Origin of the sequence: Nocardia pseudovaccinii NBRC 100343, from assembly GCF_001613225.1 — a bacterium.
GTDB lineage: Bacteria > Actinomycetota > Actinomycetes > Mycobacteriales > Mycobacteriaceae > Nocardia > Nocardia pseudovaccinii.
In genome coordinates, this window is sequence record NZ_BDBY01000293.1 from 1 (window position 1) to 24,889 (window position 24,889).

General features: G+C 62.8%; 28 protein-coding genes. 13 read left to right on the forward strand and 15 right to left on the reverse strand.

The window, feature by feature from the left end; genetic code table 11:
• The first annotated feature begins 94 nt into the window (after nucleotides 1-94).
• From NP3_RS34665 to NP3_RS48425, 3 genes are read left to right on the forward strand one after another with little or no spacing between them, the layout of a single operon-like run.
• Nucleotides 95-415 carry a hypothetical protein gene (locus tag NP3_RS34665; protein WP_063045953.1) on the forward strand — a complete coding sequence of 107 codons (321 nt, stop codon included), beginning with the start codon at nucleotides 95-97 and terminating at the stop codon, nucleotides 413-415.
• Nucleotides 416-423: 8 nt separating this feature from the next.
• Nucleotides 424-2,730, forward strand: a complete 2,307-nt coding sequence (locus NP3_RS34670) for a TPR repeat domain-containing protein (protein ID WP_063045954.1) — start codon at nucleotides 424-426, stop codon at nucleotides 2,728-2,730.
• Entirely contained in the window at nucleotides 2,723-3,502 is a 780-nt protein-coding gene (locus NP3_RS48425; RefSeq protein WP_157124749.1) for a hypothetical protein, read from the forward strand. The genes NP3_RS34670 and NP3_RS48425 overlap by 8 nt, the downstream gene beginning before the upstream one ends.
• Nucleotides 3,503-3,519: 17 nt before the next feature.
• Here NP3_RS48425 and NP3_RS34675 read toward each other — a convergent pair whose 3' ends face one another.
• Both NP3_RS34675 and NP3_RS34680 read right to left on the reverse strand, forming a co-directional pair.
• Nucleotides 3,520-4,125 carry a DUF3558 domain-containing protein gene (locus NP3_RS34675; RefSeq protein WP_084509402.1) on the reverse strand — a complete coding sequence of 202 codons (606 nt, stop codon included), beginning with the start codon at nucleotides 4,123-4,125 and terminating at the stop codon, nucleotides 3,520-3,522.
• Nucleotides 4,122-4,520: a hypothetical protein gene (locus NP3_RS34680; RefSeq protein ID WP_063045956.1), complete on the reverse strand. Its 399-nt coding sequence runs from the start codon at nucleotides 4,518-4,520 to the stop codon at nucleotides 4,122-4,124. The genes NP3_RS34675 and NP3_RS34680 overlap by 4 nt, the downstream gene beginning before the upstream one ends.
• 1,870 nt (nucleotides 4,521-6,390) lie before the next feature.
• On the opposite strand from NP3_RS34680, the gene NP3_RS34695 reads away from it, so the two are divergent.
• Nucleotides 6,391-7,149 carry an ESX secretion-associated protein EspG gene (locus NP3_RS34695; RefSeq protein WP_063045959.1) on the forward strand — a complete coding sequence of 253 codons (759 nt, stop codon included), beginning with the start codon at nucleotides 6,391-6,393 and terminating at the stop codon, nucleotides 7,147-7,149.
• A gap of 108 nt (nucleotides 7,150-7,257) precedes the next feature.
• Here the strand turns inward: NP3_RS34695 and NP3_RS34700 are convergent, their stop codons facing one another.
• From NP3_RS34700 to NP3_RS34730, 7 genes are all read right to left on the reverse strand, one after another.
• On the reverse strand, nucleotides 7,258-9,153 hold the full coding sequence (locus NP3_RS34700; RefSeq protein WP_063045960.1) for an outer membrane protein assembly factor BamB family protein: 1,896 nt from the start codon (nucleotides 9,151-9,153) through the stop codon (nucleotides 7,258-7,260).
• 427 nt (nucleotides 9,154-9,580) lie between these two features.
• Nucleotides 9,581-10,057 (reverse strand): DUF4254 domain-containing protein, encoded by a 477-nt coding sequence (locus tag NP3_RS34705; RefSeq protein WP_063045961.1) that lies wholly within the window; start codon nucleotides 10,055-10,057, stop codon nucleotides 9,581-9,583.
• Nucleotides 10,054-10,263, reverse strand: a complete 210-nt coding sequence (locus NP3_RS34710) for a hypothetical protein (protein ID WP_063045962.1) — start codon at nucleotides 10,261-10,263, stop codon at nucleotides 10,054-10,056. Before NP3_RS34710 ends, NP3_RS34705 begins: the two co-directional genes overlap by 4 nt.
• Entirely contained in the window at nucleotides 10,260-10,667 is a 408-nt protein-coding gene (locus NP3_RS34715; RefSeq protein WP_063045963.1) for a hypothetical protein, read from the reverse strand. The genes NP3_RS34710 and NP3_RS34715 overlap by 4 nt, the downstream gene beginning before the upstream one ends.
• A 71-nt stretch (nucleotides 10,668-10,738) precedes the next feature.
• The gene (locus tag NP3_RS34720; RefSeq protein ID WP_245721231.1) at nucleotides 10,739-11,176 is read right to left on the reverse strand and encodes a hypothetical protein; all 438 of its coding nucleotides are present in this window, start codon (nucleotides 11,174-11,176) and stop codon (nucleotides 10,739-10,741) included.
• Nucleotides 11,173-11,661: a DUF4254 domain-containing protein gene (locus NP3_RS34725; RefSeq protein ID WP_063045964.1), complete on the reverse strand. Its 489-nt coding sequence runs from the start codon at nucleotides 11,659-11,661 to the stop codon at nucleotides 11,173-11,175. The genes NP3_RS34720 and NP3_RS34725 overlap by 4 nt, the downstream gene beginning before the upstream one ends.
• Before the next feature lie 3 nt (nucleotides 11,662-11,664).
• Nucleotides 11,665-12,135, reverse strand: coding sequence for a hypothetical protein (locus NP3_RS34730; protein ID WP_063045965.1), 471 nt, complete (start codon nucleotides 12,133-12,135; stop codon nucleotides 11,665-11,667).
• Nucleotides 12,136-12,749: 614 nt separating this feature from the next.
• Between NP3_RS34730 and NP3_RS34740 the strand changes: the two genes are divergently transcribed.
• Entirely contained in the window at nucleotides 12,750-13,619 is an 870-nt protein-coding gene (locus NP3_RS34740) for a helix-turn-helix domain-containing protein (RefSeq protein WP_063045967.1), read from the forward strand.
• Nucleotides 13,616-13,981, forward strand: coding sequence for a DUF397 domain-containing protein (locus NP3_RS34745; protein ID WP_063045968.1), 366 nt, complete (start codon nucleotides 13,616-13,618; stop codon nucleotides 13,979-13,981). Before NP3_RS34740 ends, NP3_RS34745 begins: the two co-directional genes overlap by 4 nt.
• A 343-nt stretch (nucleotides 13,982-14,324) precedes the next feature.
• Here NP3_RS34745 and NP3_RS34750 read toward each other — a convergent pair whose 3' ends face one another.
• Nucleotides 14,325-15,014 (reverse strand): hypothetical protein, encoded by a 690-nt coding sequence (locus NP3_RS34750; RefSeq protein ID WP_063045969.1) that lies wholly within the window; start codon nucleotides 15,012-15,014, stop codon nucleotides 14,325-14,327.
• Entirely contained in the window at nucleotides 15,011-15,445 is a 435-nt protein-coding gene (locus NP3_RS34755) for a hypothetical protein (RefSeq protein ID WP_063045970.1), read from the reverse strand. The genes NP3_RS34750 and NP3_RS34755 overlap by 4 nt, the downstream gene beginning before the upstream one ends.
• 250 nt (nucleotides 15,446-15,695) lie before the next feature.
• Between NP3_RS34755 and NP3_RS34760 the strand changes: the two genes are divergently transcribed.
• A complete protein-coding gene (locus tag NP3_RS34760; RefSeq protein ID WP_063045971.1) occupies nucleotides 15,696-16,448 on the forward strand; it encodes an HD domain-containing protein in 753 nt (250 codons plus the stop codon).
• A 73-nt stretch (nucleotides 16,449-16,521) separates the two neighbouring features.
• Here the strand turns inward: NP3_RS34760 and NP3_RS34765 are convergent, their stop codons facing one another.
• From NP3_RS34765 to NP3_RS34780, 4 genes are all read right to left on the reverse strand, one after another.
• Entirely contained in the window at nucleotides 16,522-16,956 is a 435-nt protein-coding gene (locus NP3_RS34765) for a hypothetical protein (protein WP_157124750.1), read from the reverse strand.
• 91 nt (nucleotides 16,957-17,047) lie between these two features.
• The gene (locus tag NP3_RS34770) at nucleotides 17,048-17,245 is read right to left on the reverse strand and encodes a hypothetical protein (protein ID WP_063045973.1); all 198 of its coding nucleotides are present in this window, start codon (nucleotides 17,243-17,245) and stop codon (nucleotides 17,048-17,050) included.
• Nucleotides 17,246-17,310: 65 nt separating this feature from the next.
• A complete protein-coding gene (locus NP3_RS34775; RefSeq protein WP_063045974.1) occupies nucleotides 17,311-18,048 on the reverse strand; it encodes a DUF2786 domain-containing protein in 738 nt (245 codons plus the stop codon).
• 92 nt (nucleotides 18,049-18,140) lie between these two features.
• Nucleotides 18,141-18,998 (reverse strand): hypothetical protein, encoded by an 858-nt coding sequence (locus tag NP3_RS34780; RefSeq protein WP_063045975.1) that lies wholly within the window; start codon nucleotides 18,996-18,998, stop codon nucleotides 18,141-18,143.
• A 696-nt stretch (nucleotides 18,999-19,694) separates the two neighbouring features.
• Between NP3_RS34780 and NP3_RS34785 the strand changes: the two genes are divergently transcribed.
• The 6 genes from NP3_RS34785 to NP3_RS34810 all read left to right on the forward strand — a co-directional run bounded on the left by NP3_RS34785 (nucleotide 19,695) and on the right by NP3_RS34810 (nucleotide 24,825).
• Nucleotides 19,695-20,336 (forward strand): adenine nucleotide alpha hydrolase family protein, encoded by a 642-nt coding sequence (locus NP3_RS34785; RefSeq protein ID WP_063045976.1) that lies wholly within the window; start codon nucleotides 19,695-19,697, stop codon nucleotides 20,334-20,336.
• A complete protein-coding gene (locus NP3_RS34790) occupies nucleotides 20,323-20,709 on the forward strand; it encodes a hypothetical protein (RefSeq protein WP_063045977.1) in 387 nt (128 codons plus the stop codon). The genes NP3_RS34785 and NP3_RS34790 overlap by 14 nt, the downstream gene beginning before the upstream one ends.
• Before the next feature lie 274 nt (nucleotides 20,710-20,983).
• Nucleotides 20,984-21,325: a P27 family phage terminase small subunit gene (locus tag NP3_RS34795; protein WP_063045978.1), complete on the forward strand. Its 342-nt coding sequence runs from the start codon at nucleotides 20,984-20,986 to the stop codon at nucleotides 21,323-21,325.
• Nucleotides 21,301-21,957: a helix-turn-helix domain-containing protein gene (locus NP3_RS34800; RefSeq protein WP_063045979.1), complete on the forward strand. Its 657-nt coding sequence runs from the start codon at nucleotides 21,301-21,303 to the stop codon at nucleotides 21,955-21,957. Before NP3_RS34795 ends, NP3_RS34800 begins: the two co-directional genes overlap by 25 nt.
• Nucleotides 21,954-23,261: a PBSX family phage terminase large subunit gene (locus NP3_RS34805; RefSeq protein WP_063045980.1), complete on the forward strand. Its 1,308-nt coding sequence runs from the start codon at nucleotides 21,954-21,956 to the stop codon at nucleotides 23,259-23,261. The genes NP3_RS34800 and NP3_RS34805 overlap by 4 nt, the downstream gene beginning before the upstream one ends.
• Nucleotides 23,251-24,825, forward strand: coding sequence for a phage portal protein (locus NP3_RS34810; protein WP_063045981.1), 1,575 nt, complete (start codon nucleotides 23,251-23,253; stop codon nucleotides 24,823-24,825). The genes NP3_RS34805 and NP3_RS34810 overlap by 11 nt, the downstream gene beginning before the upstream one ends.
• Nucleotides 24,826-24,889 lie beyond the last annotated feature (64 nt).

The window sequence follows — 24,889 nt, forward strand, 5'->3', positions numbered from 1 at the left end:
GTCTGCGGTCATCAGGAATTCGAGATCACGAATATCAGGTGCGGTAGGGTACTGAAGGTTCAAGCTGGACAGTTCGACCAGTGACTGGGGGCGTATGGGTACGTTCAAAGCTGATCTGGAGCAGTTGGGGAAGCTCGGAACCACGCTGCACGACCTGGCCCGTGAGGCCGAGGGTGTCAAGCCGAAGCGGACCGCGGAGGTCAGCTCGCCTGAGCAGTTGCTATCCGTGGGTGCCGGATTGCTGCTCGAGAGCGAACAACTTCTCGGGGTTCTCATCCCAACGCTCAAGGAGCGATTGAGCGAGACCGGTGATGTGATGGCCAATGTTGCCCAGCAGTTCAAGGACGCCGACGAGAGCAACGCCAGCAACATCATGGACCTGTATCGCAAATCCACCGGCGACTGGACGGTGTAGGGGCGGGGATGACTCTGAAAAGCTGGATCGAGAACATCGATCCATCAAAGCTGATTGTGCTCGGTGATTCCTGGATCACTTTTGGCACCGACCTCGAGCACCTGTTCGACAGATACGTCGACGCCGTCACGAAGGTGAACGGCACCTACTGGAACGGTCAGTGCGCGACGGCGGCCCAAGAGCGTGCGCAAGCCGACCAGAAGACCATGCAGACCCTCGCCGACAAGATCAATGCTGTCGCGCAGAGAGTTAAGCAAGGATATGACGAGATCGATGCTCCGCTACGGCGTGCGCGGGGCGCGCTGATCGAAGCGGCTCATCGTAGCTATTCCATTGCCGACACCCTCGCGTTGAGCATTCCACCTGGGAAGTCGGTCACCGACGAGGACAAGCAGGCACTTCTTGTCCTGCAGGACGAGTTGAACGACGCTGTCCGTTGCACTGTGCAAGCCGATAGTAAGGTCCGCGACGATCTGAACAACGCACGCGCCGAGCTACGCACAGCCTTTGTTGCCACAGCTGCGCTCGGCGTCGAGCAGGGCAAGGCGGACGGGGCGAACCTGACGGACAGTCCGATGCGCTTGGGCCCGGACGGCGTGCAGCGCTTGATCGAGGCTGGTCAGTTGACGCCGGAGCAGGTTGCGGCGTTGCAGGGGGGTGACGCAGCGACGATCCCAGCGTCGCAGATGGAGTATTTGACCCAGATCAGTCGGTCTCTGGATAGCAAGAGCCCGCAGGAGATCGAACAGATCATGACCAAGCTGCCACCCGACGGGCAACGGGCACTGGCGAATTCATTCCAGATCGTGTCGAACGAGAAGATCAATGCCGGTGTCACCAACGATCCAGCAATACCGAAGCACGGCGGCGCGGACCAACTGCCCAAGCAGATCCAAACGTCTCTGACACGAAAAGACTTGGTGGTAAACCAGTTCCACAATACGGCCGGTGGAACAACCCGCAGCATCGAGTTGAACGGCGTCGCCGACAACCAGGCAGTCGCCAACATGGTCAGAGTCAGCGATCCTCAACTCAGGAACGGGTCCGCGATCGATAGCGAACTGCTCGATGTCGGTCGACAGTATCTTGGCGCGCAGGTCAACCATGAACAGTTGCAGCACAACGCGCTGACGTCGTTCACCCTCGACGGCAACGGTGCAAGCGACACCTCCGCGATTACCGAGGGAATCTTCAACGCCGTGGGGCAGGACAAGGTAGCTGTCGAGTCGGTTGTCACCGGCCCGAACGGCAAGGACTTCGTTTCCGATGCCCTCAGCCACCAATGGCCCGACGATGGGAAAGCGGTGTCCTCGCTGTTCACCTTCGGGGACAAAGACGCCACCGTCGAGGACCCGGGGAACCCGGCCGATGTGCAGTCCGCGATGCGTACCGGCCGGATCATGCAGTCGGTGGCTGAGGCAACCAGTACCGACGAGGCGTGGAAGTTGTTGTCGAATGTTCCCAATACCGACGGCCAGTCGGCGGGGCAGCTGAATCCTGATCTGCTGCAATCGATATCGAAGAGCATGTCACCGTATGTGTCGGACCTGGCAGGCGCTGACCAGCCTGACAAGCCCGGCTTCAATCTGCTGCGCTCGGACCACACGTCCTGGGCTGATCCCAACGGCAACAACAGTTTCAGCGGATCGGCCAACATTTTCGCTCTGATGAACACCGACGAAAACGCGGGCAAGGATTTCAACGGGGCCGCAGTCGCTGAAGTGCTGCGGCAGGAAACCAAATTTGGGGTAGACCCGACCAACCCCGACGCCGGTGGCTGGTTGTCGACGGCCGGTAGGCTGCATGGGCTTGTCGACAAGGGCAACATGATCGAGGTCCAAGACCAATACGACGATCGCCATGCGCAAGAGGAAGCCAGCTACAAGCGGAAAGCAGCATGGTTCGATGCTGGCAAAGCGGCGTTCAGCTTCGGATCCGGTTTCGGTGATACACCCGAGAAGTTCGCATACGCCCTCGTCAACGGCAGCGGCGACTCGCTCAAAGACGCATTCACCGGAGGTCGGCCGGGTGCCGCGGCGCTTGCGGGTCTGTCAGGCACCGACTTCTATCGGGACGACTACGCCATTCTCAAGGCGCGTCAGGACATTGGGCTTTCCTTGCCGCAGATCCCTGCCCAGCAGTCGTGGATGCTGGACGGAAGCGGAAGATTGCTCGACTACGAGCAGATGCGAGACAAGCTCGGAAATGACCCGCAACGCAAGGATGCGTTCGAGTGGTTGGTCACCCAACTGGGAGGAGGCGACGGCCATCAGATCCGCAATGGATACTCCGACGTGGTCCGAAAAGATGGGTGACTATCGCAGACTCGGCATCGCAGCGATTGCGGTGCTGGTGCTGTCGGCGGGTTGCGCAACCAGTCAGGATGCGAACACGACACCCCCCACCCCAACGCGCACCAACCTGGAGCTGATCAACGCCGACGTATGGTCGGCGGACCCGGGAGTCGATCTGTTCAGTCGGGGTGCGGAGTTGGTGCGCGCGACAGTTGAATCCGGTGACCTCACGCTATTCGGTGGAATATCCGCAGCGTTTCCAGGATATTCTTCCGCATTTGACGTTCCCCATGATGCCAGCAACTATGACATAGAAACGACATTTTACTCCGATTCGAAGACCTTGCCGCAGCAGCGTCGGACTGAATACCTGCATATTACGAGCTATGCCGCCGACAGTAAAAGGGTTTCCGCCGTCGTGTGTCGGTTCTATACTCGCCCGGAATCGATCCCGGGCGAGGAAAACAGTGCTCACACCTTTTGCGAAGGAGTGGTGCTCGAAAACGGTGGGGTCGACGCTGGGAAGCCTGGATTGCGGGACGAAGCGGCGGAAACCGGCACCCCTAACGGAAGTCGGGTGCCTGCATGGAATGTATTTGGCACCTGGAAGATCAAGAAAATAAAGCTCCTAGGCGGAGATGAGACCCCGGACAGCTGCTTCACCTGGTGGGGCGAGAAATTCCCCTATTTGACAAGGGTAGGATCCAGAAGGTTTTACGAAGTCGTACCTGGTGCCACGATGCCAACCGCGCCACTTGCGACAAGCTACCCGGAATGGATCGGCCCGTCCTAGCAAGCAGCCGACGCGAACTATTTTGCGGGCAGGGCTGACTCGACGATTGCGGCGATCTCCTGGGAGTGGTCGCATGCGTTCCAGTCTGTGAGGGCCCCCATGCTGCTGACGGACATATCGAAGGTGCCGTCTGGGCCGGTTGTGACGACGTAACACGCCTCCTCGGCCTGCTTGCGGTACGTAATCGCCTCACGGCCGTTCACCTTTGTTTCAGAGGCTGCGTTGCCTTCCCGCTTCCGGAACTCATCCAGAGTCAAGTTGGTCGATGAGATTATCAACGAGCCCACCCCTAGCGTCTGACCACGCACTTCTTGCTTACGCTCGAATATGCAACCGATAAATGCATAATCGTCATGAACTTGATCGATGCGCTCACGCGTTTTCGGGTCGAACCCTGCTTTAGTGACGGTGCCATCGTCGATCTCGACGCACGGATCGAATTGCACCGGACTGCGGGAGTTCCGGGGCTGATTCGGGGCGGGCTTGACAGAAACGGCAACACTCGGTTTCGCTGCCGTCGATGTCGCCGTGTCCGTCGGCTCGCCTGAGGTGCTATGGCTTGAGCATCCAACCAGCACAAGGGAAGTCGAGGCCAAGGCTACGGCGATGGCGACGTGTTTCATTGTGCTTCGTTACCCATCTCCGGAGTGTCCCCCAGGATCCTGATTCGATTTGCATTGAGCTGATCCGCCTCCGTGATCAGCCGCCCGGCGCGCAGATAAGCTTCCTGCAGGCGCATAGCACCGTCGATCAACTGGTTGACCACCTCGATCCCTTCCGCTGCCTTGTTCGAGAAGCCTGCTTGTAGTTCCTGCCCAGAAGGAAACCCGCCGAACCCCTTGCCCTCCTTCGCGGCGCGCAGCTTGTCGCGAATCTTCCCCAGTCCGTTGATCATCTGGTCATACAGCTGGACTGCTTCGTGAACAGCCTGCGGATCGAGCTGGATGACGCCCGCGGATGCGGCGTCGTTGAATGCCTTGATCTGGGCTTGTCCGTAGTCGATATTCGCCGCGCTCACCGGTGCCCCCAATCTGCTGGCTTCCGAAGAAGATTACACGAGCCAACATCGGGTTCGGGCGCCTGACGTTCGCTCTCATGGCTATGGTCGGCGAGCGCATCTTCCGAATGTCTTGGGAGGGATCGGCATTGAGCGTCAACTGGGAAGATCTGCTGGTAGTGGTCGTGTTAGGCTCCGAACGAACCGATCGGTGATGCCTAGGGGGAATGACCACGATGGGTGATCAGGACAAGCCATCCACAGCGTCGATTCCCGGTCTTCAGGATCTGTTGGACCAGCGCGACGTCCAGGTCGCTTCGCAGAGGTCCGCCGATTCACGATCACGAGCGCGACGCGATGACGCGGAGCTCAGCGACCTGGGTGCAGGTTCTGACCCGGATTACGTCAGCACAGAAGAGCACTTCGAGGGCATGACGTTGGAAGCGATGTACACCGCGGTCCACGGTGATGGCACGGGCAGGGGTGGTTTGGACGCTACTGGCCTGCAAACATTGCGTCGGACGTGGTTTGAGGCGTTCTCGGAGCTGACGAACCTGTCCACGTTCAACCTGATGGGGCTGAATCGGGTGTTCGGCAACGGGGGTTGGCAAGGTGTGAGTGGGTCAGCTGCCCAGAGTGCGTCGCAGCAGTATTCGGCGGTTGCCAATCAGGTGGGGCGGGTGTTCGAGACGATGAGCCAGCGCTTGGATTCCCTCGGGTGGGCTGCGGAAGCTGTGCGTATCGCTGTTCCGGCTCCACCGTCGTCAGTAGTAGATGGGCTCGATCCGGACAATCCTGCGCAGTCAGTGCTGCCGGGCCTGATCAATCCTGAGTATTCCGATCAGGTCGATAACGCGCGGGAAGAGGCCCGGCAAGCAGCCATCAGGACGCTGAACAGTGTGTATAAGGAGACCTTTCCTCCGGCGGGATCTGGGGTGCCCACGTATGCGACGGTTCCGCAGATCGGCGCGAACGGGGACCCCGGCGTCGTCGGCGCGAACAATGGCACTGGTACCGAACGCACCGGAGCCGGCCCCGGCACGTCCGGAGATGCATCCGGCGGTGATAGTGCTACGGCACCGCAAAATGCCGGATCTGATGATACATCGTCACCGACCGCGACCCAGCCATCCGGTACGAGTCCGGCAGGTGTGCGGATGCCGGAGATGACGGGCACCGGTCCCAGCACGACAACGGCGCCTGCGGGTATCGGTGACGGTCCCGGCGCGCCCGGAGGCTCTGGGCTGACCGGGCTGGGAGCAAACGGTGTGCGCGGCCCCGGCACGAGCCCTTGGGTGGGTGGCCCGGGTTCGTCGGTTCCAGGTGCACCTGGTGCCGCTCCTGGGGCGGTCGGCTCTGCTGCGGGCGCGGCGGCGGCAACTCGGACTGGGACGGGCACTTTCGGGCCGATGGCGCCTGGTGCCGGTGCTCGACGTAAAGACGGTGAAGGCGACGGTGAGCACCATGCTCCCGACTATCTGCGGGGAGTTGCCTCGGACTGGACCGAGGGGTTGGACACGCCTGTAGAGGTGATCGGTGAGGCTGGTTTCCCTGAAGCGGATCCGTTTGCCATCGTTGAGGCGGTTCCGCCGACACCGGTCCGCACTCGGCAACCAATAACACCGACTTTCGTTGAGGCTGAACCGGTCGAGCCGCGGACCGCGGTCGACGCCGCTCCTGCGCCGGCCGCGGGTACGCTGCCAGCGTCGGAGCCCCCTGCATCCTCAGACACCGAAGCAGAGCCCGCCGAGTCGGCTGGGTTCTCCGGGACGGGTCCCTCACTCGATGACCTCTTCGCCGAATACGGGTGGAGCACAGACGATGCCGATGAGGGTGTGGCGATGGAGCAGCCAGCCGGTGAGCCCGAGCAGCGAAGGTCGGGCGCTGAGTAGTGAAGACCCAGACGGTGTGGAGCTTCACGCCGGACGAATTCGCGTGGATTTGGACCGAAACCGGGCTCGACGTGTATCCGGACCCGATCAGCATCCTCGAATCAGCCACGACCGCAGAGGAACACACGCGGCTGATCCAGGAGATCAGTGCCCGTTACCCACGTGGAGCAGATCCTGATCTGACCGGGCCCCTTCGGGTTCTCGCACATCCTGATCTACGCATCGTCTGCAAAGGCCGCTCCCTCAACTCTCCCAAGCGGGTTCGCTCGCTCGGCGCGGCGACCGCGGACCTCGGCGTCATCCTGTTCCAAAAATCTGGTCCAACCCCAGATTTCGGCGGCGACATCAAACTCGTTGTCACCCAACGGCACCACCTCGCCAAGCACATCGCCGCGACCATGCCGCCGTCCTCGCCCGGTGGCGCGGAAACGATGATCGGCTATACGCCACGAGTGCGTGGCGAACAGCCGCCGACCTCATGGAAACCAGCGGCCAACGGCGACCATGCTGTCGAAGAACGCATCCGTGCTCTGCTGCGGCTACCGCGCACCGCCGAGGGCCACTTCCGGATCCAACGCCACACCCACGGTCAACGACCGCATCCACCGGAATACCTGAGCTGGATCGACATCCGCAATGACCACCCAGCCGCCGGTCGCTACCTCATCGACGTCAACGGCAACGACACCACCATCACACCCGCTTCCCCCGCAGTCACCCTCCGTGAGCTGCATCGCCGCATCGCGGCCGGATCCTGATGCCGTCCCCCTACCGCGAAGCGGAGGCGATGGTGGCACTCACGTCCGCCTCACCTGAAGTGATAGGCGTGGCCCTGCGGGTGATCTTCGGTCAAGGTCTGTTGCGGTTCATGACGTTCCGAAGCCGATGACCTCGATCTGAGTGCTCCCGTGGCAGATCGCTACGACGGCGCCTGGTACTGCCAGCGGTGCAGTGCCGCCGCATCGGTTGTTGTCGCGGTCGAGCGGGTAGGTGAGGATCGGGGTGCCATCGGTCCGGCTCCATGAGTGGATCTCGGCATGGTGCTGGCCGTCGGTTCCTTCATAGAGGGTCGCTTCGACGAGTTCGGTAGCGAGAAATACGTCGTTCACTCCGGTGAGCGGGTAGCGGCCGTGGAGGCCGGAAAGCTTGTACTTGACGATGTTTTCGTCAATTGCCATCACTTGCAGTGCGTCCGAATCGTAAGGGTGTATTGGGACCTCGGTCAGCACTTCGGGGCCGTTCGGATCGGCGGCGATCGGCGTCGGGGTGTTGCCTGGAAGGATCGGGACGGTCGCGAGGCGATCGGGTCGGTCGAGGATGATCGTTCCGGATTGGTGTGCATCATAGGAAGACCAGTTGACGACGATAGTGTTGGCGAGGGTGTGGGTGAGCACAGTGACGTCGGCCTTGGTCGGTATCCGGGCAAGTTCACGGGTGCTGATCACCGCACCGGTTTTCGGGTCCAGTGCGGTGGTGGTGAGGCTGGTGTCGTTCCCGTTCGTGCACCGTGCGATCCGATAGACCGCGGTGTCGGTGATCAGGATGTCGTGGTTGGGATCGTTGCACCCTTCTACCGACCACATCGATGTTCCTGTCCGGCCGTCGTATCGCACTATATGGGTCCCATTGGCGAGTATCAGAAACTGCGGGCCGGGTCGGAAGTCGTGTGCTCGTGGAAGATGCCACGGATTGGTTTCCGACACCGATATGACATGGGTGTTCGGATCAGGGGCTGTTCGGGTGAAGTCGGACTCGGTCCACAGCACCTGCCCGGTGATCGCGTCGAATGCGATCCAGCCCTTGTTATCCCAGCGCGCGAGCACGACCTTGCCGCCGTCGACCGACCGCAGCGATCCGGGAATGTATTCGACGCCGAGTTCCTCGCCGCGTTGCGCGTTCGTGCGCAGGTAGTGCCACAGTGGCGTACCGGTGGCCCCGTCGTAGGCGGTGAGGCCTTGGGTCGAGGCGAGCACGAAACCGGTGCCTGTCACCGCTATGTCCGGGGCGCGAAGGTCGTAGCCGTTGTCGGGATACCGATCGACGGCGATCATCGGGATCGGGATCCGGTAGCGCTCGCTACCCAACCTTTGTGGAAACGCTGGAACCCCCACTGCGGCAGCAGTGTTGTGGTCAATGTTGGCGTCGTCGTCACCGGCGCTGATCGCGGCTGCGGTCACCCCTGCAGTGGCAACGAGACCCAGTGACACCAACGCCACTAGGGTCCACCGCCCCAACCGGTGCACATCTGCGGGACGTCGGGCAAGGCCGATCACAAGTACCGTACCGGCGAGCACGAGCCCGTTGGCGGCTACTGCGGTCGGCAACTGGGTGAAAAATGGGTACTCGAATCGGATGCGTCCGTACATGCCTGGCAGGTGAGCTTTGGCTGCCACGACCGCCGTCACCGTCGCGGCGACGAGCGCAGCGAGCACTAACACGATCGCCCGGCCGGAGCCTTTCCGTGCGCGCAGACTACGGACGATAACGCAAGCGGCTACGACCAGCATGAGCGCGCCGAGTACCGTTGCACTGGTGGCGAATCGGTCGGGCACGTCGTTGATCGGTAGCCGGAACGACCCGAACACGTCCTCACCGTCGACCATCCGGTCGTCCAGTTGCACTTCCGCGGCGAAGAACCGGCTGTAGATCCCAAGGATCGTGCCGCCGGCGATAAGACCGAAACCGACGGCACCGGCCGCCGCCGTCAGCCAGGCCAGCCACCTGGACGAGCCGTTAGTTGTTGACGTGATGTCGGAATTCATTCTGTCCCCCAATGTGTGCACGCCCCGCAGTGCGGTCGTTGAGTTGTGGTGTCCTGCCGCCGGAACCAGTCCATGGCCGTACTGGCGAACGCGACGAGGTCGGTGCGCCGATCTCGGTTCGAGTCGAGCGAACTTCGTCGAGACCACAAGGGGCGTCCAACTTGTTGCCGATACCTCTCAGTCCATGGATCATCGGAGCGCACAGCCAGGCTCGTCTCGGGATAGAGTTCGGATCGAGCTCGGTAAGGTCTGCAAATCCCGCGTCGTTGAACGCCTTGATCGTGGCTCGCGACTCGAGTCGATGTTCGCCGCGATCACCGCTGCCCCCACTCTGCTGATCTTCGAGGAAGAGTACATAAGGCGGCATCGGATTCGATCCACCAACTTTCGACGGCATCCCTGTTCTGTGGGTAGGAGTGGCTTGCCACTACAGCCCGCGCCTGTGATCGGGCTCGGTCGAATCTCGTTCCAGCACAGGGAATGAGAAGTCCGGCAGTCGGCGCGTTCCGGCTGCGATCTCGAAGCACAGATCGCTGTAGGCCACGGCGAGCTCGGTGAGGCGATGCTGGGTGTAGCGAAACTCCAGTGTCGACGTGCTTTGCTGGGAGGCGACGCGGGCAGCGACCGAGAACTGAGCGAGGCGGTCGATCACCATGCCGACCGTCTCGGTGTGGTGGTACGCCGCATCGAAGGCTGGCAGTTGATCGGCGCTCACCCAGCTGTCGATGCGGGACACCAGTCGATCGCGCTCGCGGTCGATCGTGCCGATATCGGCGCCGCGGTCCAGACGGGCCTCGTGCAAGCTGGCCAGTTCGTAGGCGCCTTGCAGGATCGGATGCCCGATGGCCACTGTTCCAGCACAGGCTTGCAAGATCATCTCCCTGGACGGCAGCGGTGTCCTCATGACTGCCTCACCGTGTCGGTAAGCCGCCCGGAATCTGCGGTCGCCGAACCCTGTGCTCGCGGTGACCGCCGCTGTTCGTGGGGTGGGCAGCTGTGGTGGATGGTCATGGCGCGTATCGCGTCGTTATTGGTGAGCGCACCGGGGTCTGTGACGCAGTCGGTCAGATGCGCCTCATCGTCGGGATCGAATGACGTCGAGGTACTCACGACACCACCCGTACTGTCGCAGCGCTGTCGTCGATGATGCACGCTCCGATCCACCGGCATGGTTGGGCGTCCCAAGTGCGGTGCTCGCCGATCCGGTTGTCGGACACAGAGACTGAGCCGCAGAGCACGGCGGGGCATGCCACGCTGATCAAGCGGTTCTCGCTGTCGAACTTCGCGCAGCCGCAATCGGCATACAGTCGAACATGGCCATCGCTTGCTGCGCTGTACCTGGGTGTGGGCAGGTGGTAGCGAGAGGTTGCGCCGCCCGAGATAGATGGCGTCTGTGGTGGATGCGATTGGATGCGGCGGCGCCAGTTCACGCGAAGCGCGAGCCCCGCCGACACGGTATCGGTGTGGATGTTGTTCCAGGCGCGCGTTTTGTCGCAGCTTCGGTCGTTGAACATGGGCGTTGCACTCCTACTTTTACGGGACGATTCGTCGTTGATGGAAATGCTGTGGGGGACAGTGCCGTTCACTACGGTGCCGCGTGCTGGGGTAGTCGCCGGATACCGCAGGCGAGGTCGTCGGTGAGGTCCTGATACGCATCCGCGGCCTCCGTGAGCCGCAGCGCGGCGTCGTAGACCAGACCGTCCGGGGCGGCGGCGAGCGCGATATGGGTGTGCACGGACAGCTGCGCAAGCTGGTCGATTACCTGGCCCATGGTGTGGGTGTAGGTCTGCGCGGCGGGGAACGGGATCGGGATGGCCGCTACTACCCATCGGTCGATGGCCAACATCACGCGGGCGCGCTGCCGGTCTATCTCGTCAAGTGCACACAGCGGCGTGCGTTCGCGGGTCTGATGCAATATCGCGAGTTCCCCGGCCGCATCCAGCATTGGATGGTCGGTCATGTTCGGGAACCCTCGGCAGGCGGCCAGCATGGCGTCTTTGTCGGGGAGTCCGGCAGAGGTCACCAGTGATCCCCCAGGACTGGGAGTCGCCGCGCTCGCCGCGCGACGTCGGTGGTCAGATCGGTGTATCCATCGACAAGCTCAGCCAGCCGGTACCAGGCCGTATGTACGACCGGGTCGGCAGGATCGATCGTCATCAAAAGGTGGTAGGCGTGGACCTGCGCCTCGGCCAACCGGGCTATCACTGCTCCCAACGTCTCGGTGTGCATGGTCGCGGCCGGATGCGGAACCGGCAGATGATCGGCCACCCACACATCCACCGCGAGTACGAGTTCATCTCTGCGGCAACAACACTCACTCCCGAAGGTCAGACGCCGCTGGTACATGACACCGAAATCGTGCGCTAGCTTCGCCAGCGGATGGACTCCTACGTGATGCCCCCGGATCGCCGACAACAGCGCCTCACCCGATAGGAAGAGCGCTACCGGGCCAGGTTGGGAACCGTCCGAGACCGCTGCGGTCGTATCCGGACTTGCAATGGCGCGCATCGCTCACCGCCACACCACAGAAGACCGAGCCGGGCCGAGAAACCGACGCGCAGCCGATATCACGCTGGTCCGCGAGGGCAATGAATGCGCAGTTACCGGATGCGTCACCCAGAACCACCCGGTCGGATGGTCGGTCATCGGAAGCCACACCCGTTCGCCGGACTCGAGGATCCGCACCCCGCGCAGGTCCAACTGGGCCAGGGTGTGTTTGCCGAGCCTGCCGCCCCACGCAGGGCCGACGACGAAGACCCAGTCGCGATTGGGTCGTGAGTAGCTAATGATCGGTATTGACACGCACCGGGTCTCCTCGAGAAGAACCTCACGCACGTGCTTGCCCAGACCCGCGGGCATCGCCACTGCGCCCAACGCCGTCGTCGCGATCAGCGACACACGCTCGAACGAACACGACACCGAGAACCCCAACCCCCGATACACGTGGGCGACCTCATGGGCGCTGTGGCAGCTCTCGAACATCACCGCTCCATCCGGTTGTGGCCACCAGGCTCTGGCACTACCGAGAGGTGGGATCGCGACCTCTGCCGTGCCTCCGCTGCCACACGACGACCTCTGGCTGCACCGACGCTAAACGCAAGGATCATCGACGCCCGCGCCAAAGCTCGCCGATCCATCACCGAGACACTCCCGCCCACGACATCGCCCATGCGCTGAACTGCGGCGGGTGAGGGGGTGGCCACGGGCGCTCGGTCGACGCCAGCCTGGCGGCTTCCAACGCCGTCAACCCCAACGACGCCGCGCACGCCTGTAGCTGGACCACATGATCGGCCGCGCGCAAAGCAGCCACAGCCTGATTCAGCGAGAGAGTGCGGCCAGGCAGATAGGACACAACCCACCTGCTGTCACCGACACTCTTCGCCTGATGCTCGGTCTGGTCGCTGGTCATCAACGAACCCCCAACTACCTGCACCGCCATGACGCCCCGCTTTCCGAGTGGCCGCCATGTGAAACATGCGACCGAAGTTGAATTCAGGCATCGATTTAAACTTAAAACCGAGTTTGCCGCTAGACTTCGAGCGGAAGTCGATGCGGTATTTTGGGCGATGGCCTCGACGATGTGAAGGAAGGGACAGATGGGCGACAACGAACTTCCCGACGCGTCGGCCTTACGCTTCCTCGTCGGAAGCGCCCTGAAGACAGCACGAACCACAGCGAGAGTCACGCAGTTGGACGCGGCGAAGCAGATCGGCTTCACCTCGGGCAAGTTGAGCTATATGGAGAGCGGCGTAACCGCTCAGAACCCCGACCACGTTGCCCAGTTGATGCGCCACTACAAGGCCCCAGCTGAGGATGTCGAATGGGTCGTATCGCTAGCAGTTCGCGCTGACCACGGCGTGCTGTCCACCCGAAACGACGACGTGTGGCCGCACTGGTTCAAACTGTTCGTTGGCCTCGAAAAGCTGGCCGAGCGGCTGTTCGACTACAACAACAGCTTTCTGCCCGGCCAGCTACAGACGCTTGGGTACGCCACCGCCGTGCTGGAAGACAGCCTCCACATCCCGGCACGAGATGTAAGCCAGGCTGCACGAGCACGCATCGATCGCCAGCGCCTCACCGGCACCGACAAACCACTCCACCTGGTGGCTGTCATCGAAGAATCCATTCTCGACCGGATTATCGGAAGCCCAGCGGTGATGATCGAGCAGCTGGAGCACTTGCTGGAACTCATGCCCCTGCCCAACGTCGATCTGTTCGTGATCCCGACTTCGGCGGGCTTCCATGATGGGCTGGGCAGCTCGTTCATACAGCTGAACTTCGCCGAAGCTCGCGGGATCGCTTACGTCGAGTACCACACAGGCGCTTCCTACCTGCAAGAGCGCACCGACGTAGACTTATACACACTGATCGCGGAACGACTCATCGACAAGGCGCTCTCGTCGGAAGACACAGCCAGCCTCATTCGGAGTCGCATCGCGAAGATCAAGAGCATGGAGCAAAAATGACTACCAATATCCACCGGGACCGGTGGACAATCAGTAGCTACAGCGGCAGCAACGGTGGCTCGTGCGTTGAAGCCAATCTCACTGGTGACCCTGTCCAGGTCAGAGATACCAAGTTCCGCCGCGATCCCCAGAATGACGGCAAGGCGCAACCCCAGATTGAAGTGCCGGCGATCCTGTGGCCCGAGGTATGCCAACTCGCTCTCAGCCTGTCCTCCGGTCAGGTCGGTAGCGCGTTGACAATCACCATGCATGCAGACGGCTCGGCTACATTCAGCGGCTGCGACACGAACCTGTTCTACACGCCCGCCGAGATGGACGCCTTCGCCAAGGGCGTCATCGACGGCGAGTTCGAACTGCACTGAACCATACGAGAAGTGCCCGGTACAGCGCGAATGCGCGTCGTACCGGGCATTCTTCGTTGAATGGCCAATTCGACCGCGAGTAATCAATCGATACCGGCCCGCTTCGACACACCATCGAAGCCAGGCTCCCGCCAGCCCGCGCCGAGGCGCCGACTGATTTCGACCGGCCTACAGCTGAGCGGGTCACAGTCCGCTCTTGCAGAAGCTGATTGTGGACAGCTAGCGTCGGTTTCGCGCCAGTGGTGTGCCGAAATCCCTTTCCGCCGCTGACGTTTCGTACAACAGGACCCCGACGGTATGGCCTTCCTCTTGGCATCGTCGGGGGTTCTGTCGTTCTCCCGCCTTACTGCTCCGGTTCTGGAGGTTCCTCGTGAGTTACGGTCCCAGCCTTGTCATCTGGCTTCAGGTCCTCGAGTTTCTCGGCAACCTGATCGGTTCGATCATCGGCGCTCCGCCGCCGTGATCGTTGCTGGCATCCGCACTCGCACACGCACGGTGTCGGCTTGGAGGTCAGCATCCACCGACGTGGCCGAACCGATCCCGGACATTCGTCGTGCCGCTCCAGCGCGCACAACAGGCTCAGGTCCTCGGGTCTGGTTTCGTGGACGAGATCGAAAGCGACACCACCGATCTCGATTCCCCGATCCAGGAAGTAGGACAGCTTCCATCCCTCGCGGGTCAGCTCTTTGATTCCCAGCATCGAGTAGGTCGACCATTGCGGGTCGATGCCCTGCTCGAGATAGGCCGTCAGGTCGGTGTCTTCGGGGTATTCCAGTGGTGTCGGACTGATTCCGAGACCCGCGACGAAGTCGAACTTGCCCCGTCGCCGGATCTCCTGCAGACCGAGGCCCGGCCACAACGGCAGAGCAGTGCTCACGGCCGGGTACCAAGTCATTTCACGGATCGCAGTGTTGAGGTTGGCGCGGAAGGCATCCGGTTCGCTGTAACGGCGGTATCCGGTTCCCCAGTACCGCCACCCGTGTTCGATCCGGTCTCGCCGCCACACGCCTTCGGGTAATTCGTAGGCGTTCATGCGCGTCCCCAAACGGTTGCGACGTGGCAGGTGTCGGGTGCGGCGGGGCGGGTGTCCCACCAGTGGATGTCTCCGCCTGCGGGGTCGATGAAGTAGGCCCATCCGATCAGTGGATGCGTGCGAGCATCTTGGAGGTTGTAGCCGTGCATGCGCGGTCCGAGGGTGTAGGAGAACCCGTAGCCCTCGATCACCTCGCCTTTGTGTAGGGGAACACCGAGGTTGGTTTCGGCGTCGCCCTCGTCGAGTTCGGGCCAGAGGTAGGCCCATCCGTAGCGTCGCCGCGCGAGGGTGGCCAGGACGGTTTCGATACCGTCGCGGGCAACCAGCTGTCCCAGGCGGGGCAGCATCGCTTCCGGGTTGCCGTCGACGTGGATGTAGACGCCGGTGGCTTTGTCGCCGCCGAGTCTGCCCACGATGCAGGGGTCACTCATTGTTGTGTCTCCCGTAGATGTGGTGAAACGAAATCCGAGGCCCGGCCAGGTGCTAGCTGGCCGGGACCCGGCCCGCGAATTTCTTGTTCGCGGAACCTGCTGCGGTGCAGCAGGAGTCGGAGTCGCCGCCCGTTCGCGGGGGCGGCGTTCATCAGTCGGGCCAGGCGGGTGGTGTCTGGCGACTGGGTTAGCTCGATGTCTTCCGGTTCGGTGAGCGTGCGAGCTGGCCTGCAACCTCGAGGAGGCGCGTATGGGTGCTCCAGCTGGGATCGACTGGGCTTGGGCGCAGAACACCGGCGGCAACCTGACCGGCGCGCAGCGTCGTCAGCTGACCGGGGTGATGCTCGCCATGATGCCGGGGCTGGTGATCGACGCGCTGCGAGCACGGACCGGATACCGCGGCTCCGCGCGCCTTGAGCTGGCCGATGCACGACTGCCCGACACGAAACTTGTGCGCGAAGCCGAACGCGAAGCCCGCGCGGTGTTGTCACCGACGCTGCTCGAGCACTCCTATCGCACGTATTGGTTCGCTCGGGTGCTGGCTGGCGTCGATGGCGCCGACTATGACGACGAACTGGCGTATGTGTCGTGTCTGCTGCACGATGTGGCGCTCGAACATCCCACGCCCGGTTGCTGTTTCGCCGTCACCGGCGCCCGCCGCGCCATCGCTCTCGCGGTAGCGGTCGGTGAAACACCCCAGCGCGCACAGGAACTCGGCGCGGCGGTGGCCGGGCATATGACCTTCGGCGTGAGTACGGATCTGTCGGACCCGGCCGGGTTCGTCGCGGCCGGGACCTCACTGGATATGCTCGGTATCCGCCTGTCGCAGATAGACCCGGTGTGGGTGCGTGAACTGTTGGGTCTGCATCCGCGGATGGGGTTCAAACAGGCCGCTATCGCCGCGATCCGCGCCGAGGCGGCGGCCGTGCCGGGCGGGCGGACGGCGTGGTTGGCGTCGTGGGGAATCGAGCTGCTGATCGCCGGAAGCGCGTTCAGCGAATAGGCTGGTACACAACCGAAGAGAGCGCCGACCCGTGCTAGCGGGGTCGGCGCTCTCCTCGTCACCCTCATCTTGTTCAGTGCGGGCGGTACACCCACACTGCGGGGCTGTCCATCACTAGCATTGCCAGCTCAGGCGCGGTCGCGGGCCGGAACAGCCCGCCACCGATCGCCTGAAAACCGGTGCTGTGCGCTGCGGCGACCCACCCCTCGGGGCGGTGTTCCCACAGCGCGGTGACATCGCGTTTGTCCAGGCGTGGTCGCCCGTACTCGTTGACCGGAGTGCCCATCACGGTGATCCGCGGGTTCCCGTCGACCACGAGCTGGCTGAGGTTGACCTCCCACCCCGACAGCATCAGTGCCGAGATCAGATCCGCGAAACCCAAGTCGGTTTCGGTCAATAGGTCGGAGATGATCGACCTACTGTCATTGCCATCACACGAGACGACCTCGCCACAACCCGCGCACCGCAGCTCGATGCTCTCCCGGCACGGTGGGTGTTCCTTACTCAATGCGTGTTTCCTTCCTGTGTGCCTGCTAGGTTGCGCGGCAGGCTATTTCGCGGCGGACAATCTTGCGCCGCAGACTTTGAGGCGGAGACGATCACAGCTCGGTCAGGCGCCATGCGGCGGGAGGGTGCCCGCCAGCGCATAGCCACCGGTCGAGGTCGCCGAAGTGTTCGGCGATATCGGCCAGCACATCGTGTGACCGGTCGGCTACGTAGATTTCGTCTTCCTCGGCGTCGCTGTGAATTCGCGCGATGACCGCGCGGAGATCGGCCAGTATCTGGTCGGGATTCATGAGCACCTTCCTGTCATCGGACTGCGAAGTCCCCGGCCACCTGGTGGTGGCCGGGGACTGGTTGGTTATGAGCCGAGGGCTCGTCTGCCTCCTGTGACGCGGGTGTGGCCGACATCGGCGGCGTTGGCGCTGCGGATACCGGCGTCGAACCCGGCACCGCTGTTGCGGTGCGCGACAGAGCGTTTGACCGTCTTCGGCCACTTCTTGGTGAACGCGGCCTGCGTGCGTTGCTCGTCCTCGCGTATCGCTAAGGCGGCGGACTGGCCCGCATCGCGGATCGCGTTGGCTTCGGCCTCGGCGAGACGCTGATGGACCATGGCCGCGAATCCGTTCATGAACGACTGACGTTCACGAACGACAGCGGCGTGGTCGAACGGGTCATCCGGTACGTACTTGCTTGTCGCGGACAGCATTTGCGGCGTGAGCAAGCTGTAGAGGAACCGTGCTCGTTCGACGTTGCGGCGCACACCAATGATCCGCTGCACACCCGCACCGCAGTCGACGCCCCGGTTGTGCAGCGCGTTGTTCACCGCGGCGAGCAACAGAATGCGCTGCTCCCGGTAGCGGAGCGGGATGTCGAATCGCACGACGATGATCTGGTTGTCGCGCGCCGACTGCTCCGTCTGCTGGCCGGTGGCTCGTACTCGCATTTCATCGAGGTTGTGTTTGGCCAGCAGTTCGTAGGCTTTCGCCCGGAACGTGTCGGCCTCGGCCTGGTTGTCGGTGCCGTCCGCCTTGGCGAAAAGGCCCCGCACCCGCCGCATGATCTTCTCGGTGGATATCGAATCCTGTTCGGATTCCATGAGTTTCCTCTCCCGGAGATGGTTGTATAGGTGAGTCCGGTTGAGGCGTGTAGGCAACGCCTCAACCGGACTTCGACCGGCAGGGCCGGTAGTTAGGCGGCCATGCCTTCGTCGATCACTTCTTCCTCCACCCCTGCGGCGGCGTCCTCGGAATCGAGGCCACTGTCGCCGGGATCGGGTTCCACCGATTCCTGCTCGTCGTCGGGCTCCTGGTCGGGGGCCGGGGCAGGGTCTTGCGGTGGTGCCGGTGTCGAACCGGCAGGCAGCCCTTTGGATTCCGGGTCGATGGTGGGTTCCGGGGCAGCCGTTTCCGGCTTGTTCTCGGTGCCCTCCTTCGGTGTCGGCTTGTCCTGCGCTTTCGCGCTGGTCTTGCCGGTGCTCCGCTTGCCCTTGCTAGCATGCTTGGGCGCAGCTTCGGCTTCTTCGTCGATGGGTGCGAGCACCCATTCGGCGAGGTTGCGACCGACATACTCGGTCAGCTGCTCAGCGGTGCGGTTCTGGAATCCGGTGCCGTCCGGGCGGCTATAGCCGCACAGCTCAGCCACCTGCACCCATCCGATGTCGGTGCGGTGATGCCATGTCGCGGTGACGATCTTGCGGTTGCGCAGCGCCTGCCCGTCAGCGTCGACGGGGGTACCGACGACGGTGACCGTCGGCCGACCGTCGGCGACCTTCTGCAAGGTCTGCGACTGCCAGCCACACAGGAACAGCGCGCCCATCAGATTCGCGTAACCCGAATCGTCATAGAGCAGAGCCGATCCCAGGAACGGGTCGTTCTCCTCCGGCGCGATCCGGGAACCGCACGTGCCGCAGAACGGATTCTGCTTGCCCTGCACCGGTTCCGGCGTCGGGTCGGCCTTGCTCGGCTTGCCCTGACTGGGCTGAGCTTTGCTCGGCGCGGCCTTGGCCGGTCCGGTGCTGCGCGTGCGGGTGCTCTTGCGAGTGGACATGAATTCTCCCAGTTGAACTACTGCGGCCACATCAATGACCGCAGAAACGAAAAAGACAGAAATATCCTGCCTCTGCTTGAGTTCACACTGTGGAATTATCAAAACGGCATGCGGAGGCCACGCGAGCGGGTAAAACTGCGTGCGACTTCCCCCGTAATTTGGCATGGCTCCGCTGTCACCGGAATGCCGAATTCACCCAGAAGACGATATGGATAAGCCGTACCAATAGGCTGATTGTTGGGGCAACCCTGCCGTAAGTCGAAGGCAGGTACCCAGTGGTGAATGAAGTCTGATAAAGCACTTCCACCACCAAGAAATCACACTCACTCCTGATATGCAAGAGGTGAATTAAAACCAGCTGAAAAAGGCTGAATATGATCTGTGTGGCCTGGAATTGATCAGGGTAGGTGAATGTATCCCAGGGCAATCTGGGGGCTTCAGAATGGCCCAGAGGGCTGGCTATGGGTGTGTGCTGTGTCTGTAGTGGGTGGTTTCTAGCCTGCCCACTGAGCCCTAACTCTGGGGCTGCAAGGGAAATCATGCAGAGTGAGGATTTCATATGACATCAGGTTCACCCTGGCACAGTGCCGGCCGCCCGCCTGATCTCTTCAGGAGAGGGGAACACCGGTGATCAGCCTTCCCGGATATCCCACCTCCACTCAGCTCCTGGATGGGCTTGCCGTAGCCGGTAAGCCGGTGATCCTCAACTTCAGCCGCGGCAAGGACTCCGTCGCGGTATGGCTTGAGCTGGCAGATCGCGACATCCAGGTGATCCCGATCCACAAGTCCATCGTCCCGGGCCTGGGTTTCATCCGTGACGACCTCGACCGTTACGAGCAGTATTTCGGGACCAGGATCATCGACCTGCCCGCGGACGCGTTCTGGAGGATGTTGTCCAACTTGGTGTTTCAACCACCGCAGCGGTGCGCGATCATCGAGGCCGCCGACCTGTGGGTACCCACGCGCGAGGAATGGGATGAGTTGATGCGTGAGGCGTTCGCCGCGCCGGACACCTGGATCCTCGACGGGGTCCGCGCCGCTGACTCCGCGACCCGGATGTTGGCGATCAAGCGGTGGGGAGCGGTCAAGCATCGCACCCGCCGCCAGTCCCCGATCTGGGACTGGGAAACCAAGGAAGTGTGGGCGCGGATCAAACAAGCGGGGCTTGAGCTCGGCCCGGATTACCGGATGTTCAAACGGTCCCTTGACGGTATCCGCTATGACTATCTGGGCCCGATCCGCACCTACTATCCCGACGATTACCAGACGATCCTGAAATGGTTTCCCCTCGCCGATCTCGAAATCTTCCGCGCGGAGGTCATGAATGCCGCTCCCTGATGAAGTCCTCGCCATTCTGAAAGCCGGAAAATCGAAAGTCAAGGCGTCCCGCGAAGATATCGCCGACGCACTGCGCCGCCAACCTCACCCTGATCCACTGGCCGAGGTCCGAGATTCCTCAACCGGCAACCTCGAGGCCGATGTGAAGGCCGAACTCGACGCTCTCGGTAAGGGCTTGTCCGGTGCGAGTAAGCAGTGGGCCGAGAAATTCGCTGCGATGAACGACTCCGAATTCTGGGTCGCGATCTGCTTCCGCTCGCGCGAGCAGAAGGACGAGTTTCTCCGGAAGGCTGAACTGGTCGAACTGGGCGATAAATACCTAGACGGAGAGAAGGTCGCCCGCATTCTCGGTATCGAACTCAACGGCCAGTAACTACTACTGGAGCGCTCGGGAGCCCCGGCATAACTTCTGTCGGGGTTTTCTTGTGCCGTCAGCGCCCGTTGGGAAGGAGGTAGGAAATGAATCGCTTCGCAGCCGCAGGCCGTCGTCTCGGCACGGTCATACGTGCAGCCGGACAGCGTGCCCGCAGCCGGATCGCCGGATCGCGCGCCGGGGCTTCCACGTCGGGCTCGTAACACCCGTGACCGGTGGCCCCGCCAGCGCGGGGCCACCGGCGCCACAACTCCATCGAGGAGGTGACTCCGTTATGTCCGCATCGGAGTTCCCGGTGATCGCGTTGCGTCGCCCGACGCAACCGCTGTCGGTGTCGGCGTGGAAGACCGACCCGCCACCGTGGCTGACCGAGCAGGCCCGCAGCCTGTGGGAGCAGCTCGCGCCACACACGGAGCTGAATCCGGCCAACGTGGTCGAGTTCGCCTGCTACTGCGAAGCATTGGCGGAGTTCCAGGAAGCGACGGTCATCCTCGGTGAAACCGGGTTGCTGGTGATCGATGCCGCCTCTGGTGCTCCGGTGCCGAATCCGATCAGCGCGGTACGCGATCGCGCCGACCGCAAGATCGCTGCGTGGGCGGCCCGGTTTCGTTCCTGATGGCCCGACCGAAAAACTCCGACGCACCCCGCCCGCGTGCCGCCGCCCGGGGCGGAGGATCGCGGCCGGGCAAGATCACCGACGCCGACCAGCAACGCATTGTCGAGTTGCATGCACAAGGCAAGGGCCGCAACGAGATCGCCGATATCCTTGGGGTCACTCGCAGCGCTATCACCTACTGGGCTCGCAAGCTCGAGTTGCGCTTCGATGAATCCCAGACCGCCGAGGCGAGTGCCGCGCGTCTCGAGCAGCTCAAGCGCCGCCGCCTGGATCTGGCGGAGATGATCGAGCAACAGATCCCCGCTTTGCATGAACGGTTGTGGAGTCCGGTCACCACCTACGAGCGCGGCGTGGACTCCCTGATCCCGGTGACGCTGCCGCTGCCACCGTTGCGTGATGTCCGCGACGGCTACACCGCGCTGTCGCTGGCTCTGCGCAGCCTGACCGAGCTGCTGACCAGCCACAGCAACGACACCGTCGCAGCCGACCGTTCGATGCTTTCGGACCTGTTCGGCAAGCTCAAGGCGGCTGTCGAGCAGGATCAAGTCACCGGTTCGCCTGGGGACAAACCTGCCGATGAGGACCTGGTCGACGGGTTGGGCGGCGAGGACGAGCTGAGGTCGCCGCAGTGAGTGTGCTCGATGAACTGCCGATCTCCCGCAAACAAGCAGTGTCGATCGTGGCGGCCAGCGCCCGCTGCAATATCTGGGAGGGCGCGATCCGCAGCGGCAAGACGATCGCTTCGATTCTGTGCTGGCTGATCTTTCTGTCGAACCCGCCCGCAGGCGGGCAGTTCGTCATGGTCGGGCGCACCCGAGAGAGCCTGGCTCGCAATGTCATCGAACCTATGCGCGACCCCGCCCTGTTCGGGCACCTCGCCGGGCGGGTGTCCTACACCCTGGGCGCACCGACGGCGACCATCCTCGGGCGCCGCGTCTACATGCTCGGAGCCAGCGACGCCAAAGCTGAAATGTCGTTACGTGGTCTGACCGTGGCCGGGGCCTACGTCGATGAGATCACCGTCATCCGCCCGGACTTCTTCCGCCAGCTACTTGGGCGCATGAGTCTCGATGACGCCCGCCTGTTCGGCAGTACGAACCCCGACAACCCGGTGCACTGGCTCAAACGGGAGTTCCTCGATCGCATCGGCAGACTCGACGCCGACGGCGAACCGTTGTTGCCGGATTGGCGGACATGGCATTTCGAGCTCGATGACAACCCCGCCCTGTCGGACAAGCGCAAGCTTCAGTACAAACGCGAATACAGCGGGTTGTGGTATCGCCGCTTCATTCTGGGGCATTGGGTTGCCGCCGACGGGTCGGTGTTCGACTCCTGGACCGACCAGCACGTCATCGACTGGGCGGCACTGCCGTTGATGCGGCAGCTGATCGCGATCGGCATCGACTACGGCACCACCAACCCCACCCACGCCGTACTGGTGGGCCTCGGTGTCGACGGTGTCCTCTACGCGGTCGACGAATACCGCTACGAGCCATCGACAATGAGCCGACGCAAAACCGACTCCGAACTATCAGCCGACCTACGCGCCTGGCTGACAGAAGCTCACCTACCGGATCCGCGCCAGTCTCGCATGCGCGCCGAGCACGTCATCGCCGACCCATCGGCCGCGTCACTGCGGGTGCAACTCGACGCCGATGGCATCGAGACCGCGGCCGCAGACAACGACGTCCTCTACGGGCTACGCGTGTTGGCGATGCTGTTCGCCCGCAACCTGCTTCGGATCTCCACCCGCTGCCCAGCCCTGTTGTTGGAGATCCCCGGCTACTCCTGGTCGACCACCGCGACCGAAGAAGGCCAGGACGCTCCGATCAAAGTCAACGATCACGGCATTGATGCCCTGCGCTATGCGGTGATCACTACTGAACGCTTGTGGCGTCCGTTGATCGGATTCGACGAGGTCCCCGATGCTGCCTGACGCGAATATCGCCTGGCCGCCACCACCATTCGACCAAGCACACAAAGCGATGGCGGTGTGGGATGCCTGGTACACCGGCGACACCAACCGGCTCACCGACATCTATCGCCGCTACCCGGCGTATCGGCCCGCGCAGTTCTCCGGCGGTCTCGTCGGACGCATCGCCCGCTTCTTCTGGGGCCGCCCCAACCCCCAAGCCACCAAACGCCTGCACGTCCCACTGGCCGCCGACCTCGCGCGGGGTTCATCGAGCCTGCTGTTCTCCCAACCACCGCGCTTCGTCATCGGCGAGGACGACGCTCGCGGGGACCGCAAAACTGCCCAATCCCGCCTGGAGTTGCTGCTCGGGGGAGCCGATACGGCCGCGACCTTGCTGGAGGCCGGCGAGCTCGCCTCGGTGTTGGGTGGGGTGTATCTGCGGGCATGGTGGGACCGAGCCGTCAGCGACCACGTCAACCTCGGCAAGATGGCCGCTGACTGCGCTGTGCCGCGCTGGCGCTACGACCGGTTGGTCGGTGTGACGTTCTGGCAGGTCGTCGCCGAAGACAGCTCCAATGGTGTGGTGTGGCGGCATCTGGAACATCACGCACCCGGCCGCATCTATCACGGCCTCTACCTCGGCGGCCGTGACCGACTCGGTCAGCGCCGCCCGCTGATCGAGCACCCCGACACCGCATGGGCTGCACCACTTGTCGATGCGGACTCCGCCATCGCCACTGGGGTTAATACCCTCACCGCCTGCTACATACCGAACGTGCGGTTCAACCGGATCTGGCGCCACACCCCAGGTTTGGCGTCGCTGGGCCGCTCCGACCTCGAAGGGCAAGAACCGCTTCTGGATGCGCTCGATGAAACATGGTCGGCGTGGATGCGCGATATCGACCTCGGCCGCAGCCGATTGTTCGTCGACAAATCGCTCACCCAATCCCGCGGACCGGGCTCGGGCGCGGTGTTCGACTCCGAGCAGGCGATCTTCACCCCACTACCAGGTACGACACTGGGCAGTCTGAAGGACGGTAGCCCGCCGATCATCCCGCAGCAGTTCACCATCCGCTGGCAAGAACACCGCGAAACCGCCACCGAGATCACCGAACTCATCCTGCGCGGCGCGGGTCTATCCGTCTCCACCTTTGGTGACGCCCGCGCCGCCGGATTGATCACCGCCACCGAGGTCAACTCGCGCGACAAACTCTCCGAAGCCACCCGTGACCAGAAAATCAACTACTGGAAAGCCGAACTGGCCCCACTCGCACGCACTATCACCGAACTCGACCGCGTCCACTTCGGCAGCCGCATCGAACTCAAAACCAATCCCGAAGTGCGCTGGCCCGTCCGCGCGCAAGCGCCGCCGCTCGAGACAGCACAACGGCTCGCTGCCCTCAAAACCACGGATCTGATCTCCACCGAACAGGCTGTGCGCGAACGCAACCCGAACTGGTCCGGCGACGACGTCAACGACGAAGTCGACCGCATCCGCACCGAAGTCGAACAACACCTCCGCAGCCAGCCAGCACAACGGGATCTCACCGGATCACAAACGGCCACAGGTCGTTTCGCGCGATAAATCACGCCGAAGGGAAGCCGGAGGTCATTGCGCTCCGGTTTCCGCAATCGAAACACGCACAACC